At 67.5% G+C, this 12,982-nt stretch carries 15 protein-coding genes and 1 tRNA gene; 7 read left to right on the forward strand and 9 right to left on the reverse strand.

Annotated features, from left to right (window positions below; genetic code table 11):
- Positions 1–16: 16 nt before the first annotated feature.
- Positions 17–670: a lactate utilization protein gene (locus tag P1K32_RS07620; RefSeq protein ID WP_276252072.1), complete on the forward strand. Its 654-nt coding sequence runs from the start codon at positions 17–19 to the stop codon at positions 668–670.
- 106 nt (positions 671–776) lie between these two features.
- Complete coding sequence (locus tag P1K32_RS07625) at positions 777–1,961, forward strand: inorganic phosphate transporter (RefSeq protein ID WP_276252073.1); 1,185 nt, start codon at positions 777–779, stop codon at positions 1,959–1,961.
- A gap of 5 nt (positions 1,962–1,966) precedes the next feature.
- On the opposite strand, the gene P1K32_RS07630 is transcribed toward P1K32_RS07625, so the two are convergent.
- The 3 genes from P1K32_RS07630 to P1K32_RS07640 all read right to left on the reverse strand — a co-directional run bounded on the left by P1K32_RS07630 (position 1,967) and on the right by P1K32_RS07640 (position 3,498).
- Positions 1,967–2,398 (reverse strand): universal stress protein, encoded by a 432-nt coding sequence (locus P1K32_RS07630; protein ID WP_276252074.1) that lies wholly within the window; start codon positions 2,396–2,398, stop codon positions 1,967–1,969.
- Positions 2,399–2,717: 319 nt separating this feature from the next.
- Positions 2,718–2,790: transfer RNA gene (locus tag P1K32_RS07635), tRNA-Gln, on the reverse strand.
- Positions 2,791–2,880: 90 nt separating this feature from the next.
- Positions 2,881–3,498 carry a homing endonuclease associated repeat-containing protein gene (locus tag P1K32_RS07640; protein WP_276252075.1) on the reverse strand — a complete coding sequence of 206 codons (618 nt, stop codon included), beginning with the start codon at positions 3,496–3,498 and terminating at the stop codon, positions 2,881–2,883.
- A gap of 67 nt (positions 3,499–3,565) precedes the next feature.
- Between P1K32_RS07640 and P1K32_RS07645 the strand changes: the two genes are divergently transcribed.
- Both P1K32_RS07645 and P1K32_RS07650 read left to right on the forward strand, forming a co-directional pair.
- Positions 3,566–4,174, forward strand: coding sequence for an IMP cyclohydrolase (locus P1K32_RS07645; protein WP_276252076.1), 609 nt, complete (start codon positions 3,566–3,568; stop codon positions 4,172–4,174).
- A gap of 74 nt (positions 4,175–4,248) precedes the next feature.
- Positions 4,249–4,944, forward strand: a complete 696-nt coding sequence (locus P1K32_RS07650) for a metallophosphoesterase family protein (protein ID WP_276252077.1) — start codon at positions 4,249–4,251, stop codon at positions 4,942–4,944.
- Between the two features lie 59 nt (positions 4,945–5,003).
- Here P1K32_RS07650 and P1K32_RS07655 read toward each other — a convergent pair whose 3' ends face one another.
- Positions 5,004–5,177, reverse strand: coding sequence for a hypothetical protein (locus P1K32_RS07655; RefSeq protein ID WP_276252078.1), 174 nt, complete (start codon positions 5,175–5,177; stop codon positions 5,004–5,006).
- A gap of 131 nt (positions 5,178–5,308) precedes the next feature.
- Between P1K32_RS07655 and P1K32_RS07660 the strand changes: the two genes are divergently transcribed.
- Positions 5,309–5,641, forward strand: coding sequence for a DMT family transporter (locus tag P1K32_RS07660; RefSeq protein ID WP_276252079.1), 333 nt, complete (start codon positions 5,309–5,311; stop codon positions 5,639–5,641).
- A 205-nt stretch (positions 5,642–5,846) separates the two neighbouring features.
- Here the strand turns inward: P1K32_RS07660 and P1K32_RS07665 are convergent, their stop codons facing one another.
- Positions 5,847–7,022: an aspartate kinase gene (locus P1K32_RS07665; protein ID WP_276252080.1), complete on the reverse strand. Its 1,176-nt coding sequence runs from the start codon at positions 7,020–7,022 to the stop codon at positions 5,847–5,849.
- A 142-nt stretch (positions 7,023–7,164) separates the two neighbouring features.
- Here P1K32_RS07665 and P1K32_RS07670 point away from each other — a divergent pair, with 142 nt between their 5' ends.
- Entirely contained in the window at positions 7,165–7,566 is a 402-nt protein-coding gene (locus P1K32_RS07670) for a hypothetical protein (RefSeq protein WP_276252081.1), read from the forward strand.
- 157 nt (positions 7,567–7,723) lie between these two features.
- On the opposite strand, the gene P1K32_RS07675 is transcribed toward P1K32_RS07670, so the two are convergent.
- Both P1K32_RS07675 and P1K32_RS07680 read right to left on the reverse strand, forming a co-directional pair.
- Positions 7,724–8,686 carry a YndJ family protein gene (locus P1K32_RS07675; protein WP_276252082.1) on the reverse strand — a complete coding sequence of 321 codons (963 nt, stop codon included), beginning with the start codon at positions 8,684–8,686 and terminating at the stop codon, positions 7,724–7,726.
- On the reverse strand, positions 8,683–9,354 hold the full coding sequence (locus P1K32_RS07680; protein WP_276252083.1) for a DUF4166 domain-containing protein: 672 nt from the start codon (positions 9,352–9,354) through the stop codon (positions 8,683–8,685). Before P1K32_RS07680 ends, P1K32_RS07675 begins: the two co-directional genes overlap by 4 nt.
- A gap of 213 nt (positions 9,355–9,567) precedes the next feature.
- Between P1K32_RS07680 and P1K32_RS07685 the strand changes: the two genes are divergently transcribed.
- On the forward strand, positions 9,568–9,726 hold the full coding sequence (locus P1K32_RS07685) for a hypothetical protein (protein ID WP_276252084.1): 159 nt from the start codon (positions 9,568–9,570) through the stop codon (positions 9,724–9,726).
- Positions 9,727–9,758: 32 nt separating this feature from the next.
- Here P1K32_RS07685 and P1K32_RS07690 read toward each other — a convergent pair whose 3' ends face one another.
- Positions 9,759–11,501 (reverse strand): histidine kinase N-terminal 7TM domain-containing protein, encoded by a 1,743-nt coding sequence (locus tag P1K32_RS07690; protein WP_276252085.1) that lies wholly within the window; start codon positions 11,499–11,501, stop codon positions 9,759–9,761.
- A 95-nt stretch (positions 11,502–11,596) separates the two neighbouring features.
- On the reverse strand, positions 11,597–12,973 hold the full coding sequence (thrC, locus tag P1K32_RS07695) for a threonine synthase (RefSeq protein WP_276252086.1): 1,377 nt from the start codon (positions 12,971–12,973) through the stop codon (positions 11,597–11,599).
- Positions 12,974–12,982: the final 9 nt, after the last annotated feature.

Here is a 12,982-nt window from a genome sequence, read left to right on the forward strand (position 1 = left end):
CCGCGACCCACTCCCTATGGCGAACAAGGACGGCTACGCCGAGACAGTCGACTACGACGAATCACTGGACACCCATCCCACCGACGACGAACTCGACGCCGCCGTCGAGAACCTCGAAGCGAGCGGCTTCGACGTGGTCGTCGTCGACGACGCGACCGCTGCGCTGGACGAACTTACGGGGCAGATTCCCGCCGGCGCCGGCGTGATGGACGGCCACTCCACGACCCTCGAAGAGATCGGCTTCATGGACCACCTGATGGAGGGCGACCACGAGTGGGAGAACCGCCACGGGGAGGTGTACGGCATCGACGACGACGCCGAGCGCCTGCGCGCCCGCCGGGAGGCCCAGGCCAGCGACTACTTCGTCGGCAGCGTCAACGCCATCGCCGCCACCGGCGAACTCGTCGCCGCCGACGCCTCCGGTAGCCGCGTCGGGGCCTACCCCTTCGCCGCCGCGAACCTCCTGCTCGTCGCCGGCACCAACAAGATAGTCGAGGACTTAGACGCCGCGCTGGACCGCCTTGAGGACGTGGCCTACCCACTGGAGAACGCCCGTGCACAGGAGGCCTACGGCCAGGGGAGCATGATCGGCAAGCAGCTTATCTACCGCCAGGAGGCCGAAGAGGGGCGCACGACGCTGGTGCTCGTCCGCGAATCGCTGGGGTACTGAACCGGCAACCAGCGCTGTATCGCGCGGCCCGTCGCGAACGCTTATCCACGCAGCGTGTCAACCTCGGGTAATGACAGCGCCAGCACGCTGGGAGGCCTGATACCCAGTGGCAGACGTCCTCTTCTGGGCGCTCGTCGTCGTGGCGACACTGACCGGGCTGGTCACAGCCTGGACCCTGGGCGCCAACAGCAACTCACCGCCCTTTGCCCCGGCTATCGGGGCCAACGCCATCTCGACGATGCGCGCGGCGTTTCTCATCGGTATCCTCGCCGCGCTGGGAGCGCTCGCCCAGGGCGGCGCTATCTCCGAGACCGTGGGCGCCGGCCTCATCGACGGCGTCCAGATAACGTCGCTGGCCGCGACCGCCGGACTGCTGACGGCGACGCTTTTCATGGGCTTTGGCATCTACAGCGGCTACCCCGTCCCGGCCGCGTTCGCGACGACCGGCGCGATGGTCGGCGTCGGGCTCTCGCTGGGCGGTGCCCCCGTCTTCGGCACCTACCAGCGCATCGTCACCTTCTGGGCGCTCGTCCCGCCGGTCTCCGGTGGGCTGGCCTACCTCACCGCGACCATCCTGCGCCGAGACGACATCCCCGAGACCGTGGGCGTGCCGCTGCTGGCGGCCGTCGTCGGCGGTATCGTCGCCAACGTCCAGCTGAGCATCCTCCCGTCCCCGCCGGGGGCGACACAGAACTCGCTTGCCGGCTTCGCCGCCATGGTCGTCCCGCTGCCCGGCGTGGTCGTCGTCGCGACGCTGCTGTTCGCGGCGGGCAGTTTCGCCTACATCCGCAAGAAGACACAGGCGTCGGTCGACGAGGGCATCAGGACCTTTCTCGTAGTGCTTGGCAGCGTCGTGGCCTTCTCCAGCGGCGGGAGCCAGGTCGGCCTGGCGACCGGGCCACTGGAAAATCTCTACGGGACAGAACTCGGACTGCCCAGTATCCTCCTGCTGGGCCTTGGCGCTCTCGGAATCCTGGGCGGCGCGTGGATGGGGGCACCGCGGCTGTTACAGGCCACAGCGCGGGAGTACGCCCAGCTCGGGGTCCGCCGGTCCATCGCCGCCCTGGTCCCGGGCTTTATCATCGCTCAGGCCGCCATCGCGCTGGGCATCCCCATCTCTTTCAACAACATCATCATCTCCGGCGTCATCGGCGGCGGGCTCGCCGGCGGGTCGGCGGGCGTCTCCCGGCGGAAAATCGGCGTCACCGTCGGCTTCTGGCTCGTCACGCTCGTCACCTCTATCGTCGTCGGCTTCGTGCTCTACCGGGGGCTCGCGCTGGTGTTGGCCTGAGTTCGCTACCGCACGACCGTCACCGTCACCGGCGCCTCGCCCACGACGGCCATCGCGACCGTCCCGAGCAACCGCCGCGTGAGGCCACTGGCCGGGCCGCCGTGGCCGCCCATCACCACGTGGTCGATGTCGTGGTCGTCGACGTACGCGAGGATGATATCGGCCGGGTCGCCCGTCTCCACGGCCGTCTCGACGGGCTGGTCGACCGCGGCGGCCTGCTCGCGGGCGCGAGCGACGAGCCGGTCGGCCCTCTCTATCGCCGCTTCGTGGCGGTCCTCGCCCGGCTCCAGCACGCCGCCCTCGCTCATCCCCGCGTCCAGCGGCGCGACGACGTCCAGTACCGTGACCCGGCAGTCGAACGTCTCCAGGGCGTGTTCGAGCGCGTCATCGGCCAGCGGCGAACCGTCCAGCGGGACGAGGACGTGGGCTGGTGGCATGGGTGTAGTGGGTCGGCGAGGGACAAGTAAGGCAGTGGCTGTCAGAGGGATGGGAACTGGTTCCGCTCCCGAGTTGGTCGCGACAAGAATAGTCCATCCTGGATTCGAACCGGACTCAGACGTGCTCGCTCACTGCGTTCGCTGTGCGCGACTGATAGGGTTCGAATCCACTAATTCCGATACTGTCGCTCCCGAGTTGGTCGCGACAAGAATAGTTCCACCAGGATTCGAACCGCCTGCAGACTCGCTACGCTCGTCTGCCGTGCTTCGAATCCCTAATCAACGAGACAGCGGCTCGCGAGTTTGCTCGCCGCAGAAATAGTTCCACCAGGATTCGAACCTGGGTCGAAGCCCCCAGAAGGCTTCAGGATTGGCCGCTACCCCATGGAACTCTGACATATTCGCCACCGTTCTGAGTTGGCAGCGTGTACACCAAGATACCAGTGTGTCGTATTTCAGTGTTGCGGAGTGGGTGGATTATGTTATTCGTCGACATCCCCCACTTCACCGTCCGGCTGCCCGACGTGCTCCGGCACCTCGTGGTGTTCCCTTCTGTGGCAGTTCGCACAGAGTAGCTCGCATTTGTCCATCTCGGCGCGGAGTTTCTCCTTCGAGTAGCCGTACGTGACCATCTCACAAATGGACATCTGCTTGCCCACGTCATCACGGTGGTGATAGTCGAGACAGGCTGGGTCGCCCTCACCACAGCGGATACAGCCCTCGCTCTGCCGTTTCCGTTCGTACACCCACGCTCGATGGCGTTCGCGTCTATCGAGTGTCCGTTCCCGATTCCACTCCCGATTCTTGTAGTGCCAGCGCTGGTCCTGGCTCAACTCCGCCCACTCCAGCCCCTCGGGTAACTCGACGTCGTCGGGTTTCGGCTCGACGCGGGTCCCCGTCGACGGATTCGTCGCCAGCCCGGCCGCCTCCTTCGCTTCGTTCCAGCCACCCATCACGCGCTGGATGGTCGCCGAGGCAGGCGTCAGTCCGAGTTCCTCGTATGCCACCTTCGTCGGCGATTCGCCCAACCTGTCGGCCGCCTCGCGAAGCGCCCGAATACACTCCTCCTCGCTCGCCACGGCGAGGGGTGGCCCCACCATCGCATTTCAACGTTCGGGCCAGGGCGACATCGACACGGCTTTGCCACGCTGGGCGCGAGAGGCCTGTATGTACGTCGGACGCTTCGTCGTCGTCGGCCCCACGGTCGGCGCCTACCGTGTCTCCTCGCGCTCGTTCCCGAACCGCCAGGCGGTGCGTCGAGACGACACCGTCACCGTCGAACCGACCCCGGACGCCCCGGAGACGGACAACCCCTATATCTCCTACAACGGGGTCCGGCTCACCGACCGCGGTGCCGTGGTCGGCAACGGCTCACACGTCGACCCCATCGCGGAGAAACTGGAACTGGGCTACCCCGCACGGGACGCACTCGCCCAGGTGTTGCTCTCGCTTGACTTCGAGAAAGACGACTACGACACCCCCCGCATCGCGGGTGTCGTCGGCGTCGACGCGGCGGACCCGACGACCGCCACCGACGGGCCGGGTGCGGTCATCGGCACCGTCCGCCGAGACGCTCTGCTGGTCGAGGAGGTCACCGAGCCGACGCTGGTGGCGACCTACGAGGAAGACAGCCCCACGGCCTTCGACCTCGCGGCCGAGAGCGCCGAGTCGGCCGCCCGTGAGGTGTACGACCACGAGTTCGAGCACGCCGTCTGTTCGGCCGGTGTCGCGGGCGAAGCGGGCGATTTCGACCTCTCGGTATACAACGGAGCGTAACTCGCCGTGGGCCTCTCACTCAGCCCCCGAGCGATGGCTGAAACTCAAGACCCCTCACACGTTATTACCACAGCATGAAGGTTGGCGTCATCTCCGACATCCACGGCAACCGCGTCGCCCTCCGGGAGGTGCTCGCCGAGATGCCCGACGTCGACCGTCTCGTCTGTGCCGGCGACGTCGTCGGGTACAACCCGTGGCACGCCGAGTGCGTCGACGCGATCCGGGGCGAGCCAGCCGCCCTCCCCGAGGGCCCCTGGCCAACCGTCCCCATCCCGACAGTGATGGGCAACCACGACCGGGCGGTGGCCGGTGAAACCCCCTTCACGTTCAACGGGATGGCACAGGCCGGCGTCGAACACGCCAGAGACCAACTCGGCGAGAAACAGCTGTCCTGGCTCGCGGACCTCCCCGCGGAGCGCCTGCTGTTCGACGACCGCGTGAAGATAGTCCACGGCCACCCCGAGGACCCCGACCACTACACCTACCCCGAGGAGTTCGGCCCCGACCTGCTCGGCGACGAGGAGTTGCTCATCATGGGCCACACCCACCACCAGCACCACGAGGTGTACGACGACGGTATCGTCTGTAATCCCGGCAGCGTGGGCCAGCCCCGGGACGGGAACTATCGGGCGGCCTTCGCCGTCGTCGACCTCGCGGAACGGACCGTCCACGAACACCGCGTCGCCTACGACACGACGGCGGTCATCGAGGCCGTCGAGGCGGCCGGCCTGCCCCGGGAGATCGGCTTCCGGCTGACGCAGGGCCGGTAGTCGTCCCCGACATCGTCGGGGAGGCCGTGTCGCGAACGCGACGATACGTCAGTTCGGTATCAGAGCACGGACCGGTCCTCGGTGGTCTCGGTCTCCTCGTCGACCACGGCGAGCAGGTTCTCGTAGGGGACGAACGCGACGAAATCGCCGTCCTCGTACAGTTCGACGCCGTGGTCACCCAGGTCGTACTCCGCGCACTCGATACTCCCGTTCTGAATGACGACGCGATACATAGTCGGGACTAGTCGGCCGATTCTTGTCACTCTTGTGTGGGTCGGCCGCGACGCGGTCGACGGAACGAGACGCCCTGCTGGGACGGCTGTCACAAGGAATATTATCTGCGGAGGTGAAATCGCCCTGTCATATGAATCCCTACGCCCTCCTCGCGGCCGGGATACTGTCCGAACTGGTCGGCACGACCGCCCTGAAACTCTCCGATGGCTTCTCGAAGCCACTGCCGAGTCTCGGCGTCCTCGTCGGCTACGGACTGGCCTTCTACCTCGTCTCGCTGACCCTCGAAGAGCTCCCGCTCGGGCTGGTCTACGGGACGTGGGCCGCTCTCGGTATCGTCGGCGTGACGGCCATCGGTATCGTCGCCTTCGGCGAACAGCTCGACCCAGCCGGTGCCGTCGGGGTCGTGCTCATCGTCGCCGGCGTCTACTGTATCAACGTCGTCTCGGAGATGTCGGTGCACTGAGCGCGGCACCGTTGTCGGGGCCGTGAAGCGCGTTTCATCGCGCGAAGACGGGGAAGGGCAGGCAGTCACCGGAAGCATCCGGCGAGCGAAGCGAGCCGGTTCACCGGCCACGAGCGTAGCGAGTGGCCGGCCGTTTTTCCCCAAGTTTTTGCGACGGGGGGTGCCCGCAGCGAAGCGAGGACACCCCCCGAAGTAAAAAGTGGGTTTAAAAGACGCCCTGGACCAGGTTCAGGGCCTGCTCGCGGTCGTCCCAGGGGACGAAGACGGAGACGGAGGTCGCGGAGGTGACCACGTCGTAAATCTGGATGTGGGCGTCGGCGAGCGGTTCGATGACCCGATAGGGCAGCGCGTGCTCGCTGGGGTCGCCGCCGGTGACGCGGATGACGGCGATGCCGTCCTCGACCGTGACCGAGGAGAGCGTGTCGTCGTCGACGATACGGTCGTGCAACAGTGCCTCGACCTCGTCGGCGTCGTCCTCGGCGACGTAGAAGGTAAGCGAGTCCATCCCCGAGGAGTTGGCGTCGATGTTGATGCCGGCGTCGCCGATAGCGGAGGCCAGGTCCGCGAGGATGCCGGGGCTGTTGCGGATGGCGCGACCGGCAACCGTCACGCAGGCCACGGGCCCCTCGTGGAGGTCGATTAGGTTCTGGAACTGGCCCTCGATGGAGGTCCCCCCAGTGAGGAGGTCACCGTGCTGGTAGTGGGCGACCCGCACACCGAGGTTCGCGGTTTTATACGAGAGCGCGGAGGGCGCCACCACTTCGGCACCGCGAAAAGAGAGCGAGCGCAGTTCGTCCACACTGATTTCGCCGACGTTGCGGGCACCCTCGACGACGCGGGGATCGCCGGTCATGACGCCCTCGACGTCGGTGACGATGACGACCTCGTCGGCGTCCATGTAGTTGCCCAGCATGACGGCGGTGGTGTCGGAGCCACCGCGACCGAGCGTCGTGATGTTGCCCTCGTGGTCCTCGGCCAGGAAGCCGGTGATAACCGGAACGACGTCTTTCATCTGGCCGGCCAGCGCGTGCGCTCGCTTTTTCGTCTCCTCGATGTCGACCTCGCCGTACTCGTCGGTGATGATGGGCCAGTCCTCGCTGCCGGGTTCGAGGAAGACGGCCTCGATACCGCGGGCGTTCAGCGCGCCTTTCAGCATCCGGACGGAGATGCGCTCGCCCATGGAGACGATCTCGGCGCGGTCCTCGGCGGCGGCGTCGTACTCGATGCCCTCGAGTAGCTCGTCGGTCGTGTTACCCATCGCCGAGGCGACGACGCCGACCTCGTGGCCCTGCTGGACCGCGGCCGCGATAGAGTCTGCGGCCCGGTTGATTCGGTCGCCACTGCCCAGACTCGTCCCGCCGAACTTCGCGATTACGCGCATCCAACCACCCGTGCTGTGTGTCCGTGAGTCATGCACGCGGGTTTGCCGTCGCTCGGGATAACTGTGTCCATCTGCCCTGCCTGCCCCAGTCATGGGACTGTCCGACACACCGTTTATTTGCGTGGGGCACACACTGTCGGGCATGGAGATACGTGACGCCGTCGAGGCCGACGCCGGGCGTCTCGCCGACCTCGCGGACAGCCCGCCCGACGTGATGCGTAACCTCGTCCACGACCGGACAGTCCGGGTGGCGACCGAGGGGGAAGACGACGTAGTGGGCTTTGTCAGCTACGACGCCAAACAGGGGACGGTCCACGTGACACAGCTGGCCGGCTCGAGGGAGGTCTGCGAGCGGTTACTGAAAGAGCCCATCGCCTTCGCCGAGCGCGAGCACATGGCCGTCGAGTTGCTGGTCACGGCCGACCAGTCCGAGGTCGAGGCCGCCGTCGAGGCCGCCGGATTCACCGATTCGGGGTCGGGGCCGAAGTTCGCCGGGGAGTCGACGGTCCGGTATCGATTGGAGCCCGAAGCCGCAGAGCAGTAGGGCGGTATCGAGCGAAGCGAGATACCGCCGAACAGGCGAGCGGTGAACGCAGTGAACCGCAAGTAGCGAGGTGTTCGCACCGCGCGCACCTCGAAGCGAACCGGCGACCGATGGGAGCCGGAGAGCAGCGAGGGTTCTCCCGTCAGTCGCTTCTCCCCTACGGGACCGCGAGCCGCCACCCGACCAGCCCGCCCAGTGCGAAGCCGAAGGCGTTGAGCGAGCCGTGCAAGGCGACCATCGTCGCGATGTCCAGTCCGAGGTCGAGCCCGGAGAAGGTCGAAACGCCGTAGCCAAGCGCCAGCGCCATCGACACCGGCAGCGCGACCGCCGACGCGCCCAGCAAGACAGCCTGGCCCCGTGGACGGGTCGGCGCGATACAGACGAGGACGTACCAGCCAAACAGTGCGACAGCGACGGTGAAGCCGCCGACGGCAACCACCTCGACCAGCGGCGAGAAGGAGATGCCCACGGCGATGATGGCCGGACCAAGGAGGATGACGCCGACGAGCGCCTGCCAGCGCGTCGAGTCCAGATGGCCGCTGCGGCCGGTGAGACCGGTGACCACGGGGAGGACGAAACCCGCGTAGTGGAAGTGCACCGCCGTCAGGAGGATGATGGTCGAACCGAACCAGAAGGTGGTATTCAGGTGATACAGCAGCAGGGCGACGGCGCCGACGGAGACGTACGCCAGCCCGGCGTCGATAGCGGTCTCCGGGAGGGCGAGGCCACCGCGGTCGAGGGTGCGAACGAGCGCGGCCAGTCCCAGCAGGCCAGTGACCAGCAGCCACGGCGCAGCGAGTGTGGCGGCCGTGGTGCCGTCGACGGCGAGTGCGAGCGACGCGGTAAAGCCCAGCGCGCCGACGGGCTGGAGCCACACCGCCGCACGGAGACACTGCCCGGCGAGGCCCGGAAACGGCGCGCGGCCGGCCATCCCCACGCCGAGGGGCACGAGTACTAAGGGAGCGAGCGCGAGTGCTCGCGGCACCGTACCCAGCGTCCCCGCCAACACCGCACCGACCCAGACGGCGGTCCCCAGGAGCGCGCTCGCGTCGGGGACGGCGACGCCGCGGACGGCGGGAACGGACCCGGTGGCGCCGGCGGTCCGCCGAGTGGTGCTCATACCGGCGGCAGCTTCGGCAGTCCCCGCGTCGGTTTGAGCGTCTCGAGGTCGTGGTCCCCGCGGCCCTCGTCGGCCTGCGTGAACGTCCCGCGGTAGCTGAGGATATGGCCCGCCAGCGGGTTCTCGACGGTCGCCAGCACGTGGTAGCGCTCGCCGGCCTCGTCGTAGCGGTCACGGACCTCGACGCCCGCGGCCATCGCGTCGGGCAGGGCGACGTAGCGGCCCTTGCGGTGGAGCCACTGGCGGCCGGCCTCGACGACTAAGGCGCCGTCCTCGACGCGGGGGTGGAGTTCGGTGGCGACGAGCCCTCCCCTGCCGAGGTAGTCCAGCAAGCGCTCGTTGCGCTCGTCCCACACCGTCACGCTATCGAAACGGCGGCGGGTGCCGTCGAAGTTGAACACCCGGCGGGTCGTCATCGCTTCGTGACCACTGAGTTCGTAGCCGACGGTCGTCACGGCGAATCGGACGTCGTGGCCGGCTTCGGGAAAGAGCATATCCCGACTCGTCATCGCGTACAGCGCGGGTAACGTGTGGACGCCACGGGAGATGTCCATCCGGCCGCGCCCGACCGTAACGCCGTCCTCGGGGCCGAGACTGTAGCGGTCCCGAACCTTCGGATGGAGGTCCGCGGCCGCTTCGCCCAGCGCCCGCTCGTAGACGCCCGTCATACGTCCCTCCGGGCACCAGCGGGAGTTGTCGGCATTGTGCGGCGCGGAGCGGGCCGGCAGTGCGCGACCATAACGTCTTGATTTCGACAGGAGCGAAAATAAGAATTTCCTGTGAAGGAGTGTCAAATGCGAGAGCCGAGACACGACAACCACAGCCCGGAAAGAGTCCGTCAACTCGTGAACGTTTATCTATCAGACACAAGTAGGGTTGGCATGGGCAGAGAGGACGCCGCAGTGCTGCTAGCCATGGCAGGAGCGTTTACCGTCGGTACTGTCGTGTTCGAACCGGTCGGCGGGGCGCTTCTCGCGTTCGTCGTCGGCTTCTACGTGATGTACGTCCGCCGCTACGAGCACAAGTACATCCCGCGGTAGCGGCCGAGCTGAGCCTGCTCGCTCGTACCGCCTCACTCGGTCAGGTCGACACCTGTTATCTCGAAGCGCGCGCCCCCGTCTGCGCCGTCGGTCACCTGGATGTCCCACCCGTGGTTCTCGGCCATGTCCCGGGCGATAGCGAGGCCGACGCCGGTGCCGTCGCCGGCGGTGGTGTACCCCTGTTCGAAGACGGCGTCGCGGTCGGCCGCCGGGATACCGTCGCCGTCGTCCTCGATGAAGAAGCCGGTCCGGTGGCCGCCGTCGGTGGCCGGCGAGCCGTCGAGCAGGCCGACGCGGACGGTCACCGGGTCGTCGTTGTGGTCGGCCGCGTTCCGGTACACGTTCTCGAAGATGTGCAACAGCCGGTCGCGGTCAGCCTGGACAGTGACGGGGTCGTCGGCGGCGACGTCGACGGTACACTCGCCCGTCTGTGCGTACCCCCAGGCCTCACGCGCACTCTCGGCGAGCGAGATCGGTCGGGTCTCCTCGACGGTCTGGCCGGCCGCCGCTATCGTCCGGAGGTCCTCGACCATCGTCTCCATGCGCTCGACCGTGCCCTCGATGGCGTCGATATGTTCCTCCCTGGGGTCGTCCCGCAGGAGTTCGAGGCGACCGCTGGCGACGGTCAGGGGGTTACGGAGGTCGTGGGAGACGACATCGGCGAACTGGTCTAACCGTTCGTTCTGCCGTTCGAGCTGTCGCCGTCGCTCGTTCTGGGCGGTGATATCGCGGAGCACGATGAGCTGGCCCGCCCGCCCCCCGGCATCCGTGTGAATCGGCGAGATGTTCAGGTGGAAGGTCCGCTCCTCGCCCCCGGTGGTGGTCGATACCTCCGCCTCGGCGTCCGTGGTGTCGCGGAACCGCTCGACCTGCTCGGGGAAGGGGCTGAAAAAGTCCGCACCGGCCATGCCGCGCCACTCCACCGGCGCGTCGACCAGCGAGCGGGCCGCGGGGTTGCAGTCGACGACCCGCCCCGCGTCGTCGAGCATGACCACGGGGTCGTCCATCGAGTTCACGAGTTGCTGGCGGCCGACGGGCGCGAGTCCCAGCAGCCGGTACCGGAAGATGGCGACGGCAAAGCCGACGCCGGTCACGCCCATCGCCATCTCGGTGAGATTCAGTTCCGGCGGGAGCAGCCCGGCAAACAGCAGGCTGTTGACCAGTGTCGGCGTCCCGACGGCGACCGCGAGGGCGGCCGCCTGGCCGTTCGAGAGGTCGCTACGATTACGGACGAGATACCGGGCCAGCACCGCGCTTCCGGCAAACAGGACCACATACGCGTGGAGCTGGAACAGGTGGAACGGCGTCCGGAACGTCCGGTCCAGGGCCACCCACTCGTCGAACATGAGCCCGAGCACCGTCACCGGGCCGCGGGTCACGAGCGTCCCGTCGAACATGAACGCCGGGTCGAGGAGCAGGATGGCACAGACGGTCGCCGTCAGGAACCCCACGTAGCCGACCGTCCACCGGTGCACCCACCCCTCTGTGTCGGTGTAGGCCAGCGCGAACCACAGGAAGGCGTAGGTCATCGGCAACACGCCGAGTGCGTTGCCCATGTTGACACCCAGCATCTTCAGCTCGGCCGTCGTCGTCACGCCGGCGAAGATGGAGCCGAGTTCCCACACCGCGATGGCGCCCATCAGGACGACGAAGGCGAGCAGTTCCGATTTGTGGCCGCGGCGGTGGTACTGCAGCGCACCGTAGCCCCCCAGTCCCACGACGAGGACGAAAACGAGAGCGTTGGCCAGCAAAATCGGGGTTATCTGGTACGCCATCGATGTGCAAGCCAGAACATACACGCTATTGAAACTAGTGCCCCAGCGCCCCCACGGCGTCAGGAGGACACCGGCTGGGTGCTTGGCCCCGGAAATCAGTCCTTCGAGCGGAGTTTCCGGAGGAGATACGCGAGCCCGAGACCGCCGGCGACCAGCGCCAGCGGCGATTTTACGGCCTTCGACGCCCCTCGCCGGACCGTCCCGCCGACGGAGCCGTCGTCGATGTGGGCCAGGATGGCGTCGGTGTCGTTTGGCACCGGCTCGGGGTCGGCGCCGGCCGCGGCGGCTGCGTCGGGGTCTTTGAGCATATGCCCCGTGGTCAGGCAGACGACGGACTCGTCGTCCTCGACGACGCCCGCCTCGCGGAGCTTGTGCAGGCCCGCGACGGAGGCGGCCGATGCGGGTTCGACGCCGACGCCCTCGCCGGCGAGTTCGCGCTGGGCCTCGGTTATCTCCTCGTCGGAGACGGCGACGGCGGTGCCGCCGGTCTCGCGGATGCCGGGCAGGGCCTTGGGCGCGTTGACCGGGTTACCGATGCGGATGGCGGTTGCGCGGGTCTCGACGTCTTCCCAGCGGTTGGTCTCGTCGTACCCTTCCTCGATGGCCTCGACCATCGGCGCGGCCCCCTCGGCCTGTGCGCCGGTGAGTTTGGGCACCTGGTCTTCGGTGATGGCGCCCGACTTGACGAGTTCGCGGAAGCACTTGTACAGCGCCGCGGTGTTGCCGGCGTTGCCCACGGGCAGGATGATGCGGTCCGGGTACTCGCCGTAGTCCTGGTAATGCTCCTCCATGATTTCGAGGCCGATGGTCTTCTGGCCCTCCAGGCGGAAGGGGTTCAGGGAGTTCAGGAGGTAGGCCTCGCCCCGGCCCGCGAGGTCCTGGACGCGGTCGAGACACTGGTCGAAGTTCCCGTCGACCTCCAGAATTCGGGCCTGGTGGAGCGCGGCCTGGGCTATCTTCCCGGCGGCGACCTTCCCGGCCGGCAGGAGGACCAGCGTCTCCAGCCCGGCGCGGGCGCCGTAGGCCGCGAGTGCCGCGGAGGTGTTCCCCGTCGAGGCACAGGCCAGCCGGTCGACGCCGACCTCCTCTGCCACGCGGACGCCGACGGTCATCCCGCGGTCCTTGAACGACCCGGTCGGGTTCATGCCCTCGTGTTTCACGCGGAGGCTGTCGACACCGGCCGACTCCTCGATTCGCGGCACCTCGTGCAGCGGGGTGTCGCCCTCTGGGAGGGTGACGCCCACGTCGAAGGGCAAGGCAGCGTGGTAGCGCCAGACGCCCGACCCCTCGCCCTCGAACTCGTCGAAGGTCGGCAGGTCGGCGTAGCGCACCTCGAGCAGCCCATCGCAGTGGTCGCAGGTGTAGCGAATCGCATCGAACGGGGCGAAGGTCTCCCCACACTCGATGCAGGTCAGCCAGACGCCATCGTCAGCCTCCGGCGGCACGTCGTCGGTGAGTTCCAGGTCAGCCATTATCGAACG

This window comes from Haloarcula rara (assembly GCF_029338235.1).
Classification (GTDB): Archaea; Halobacteriota; Halobacteria; order Halobacteriales; family Haloarculaceae; genus Haloarcula; species Haloarcula rara.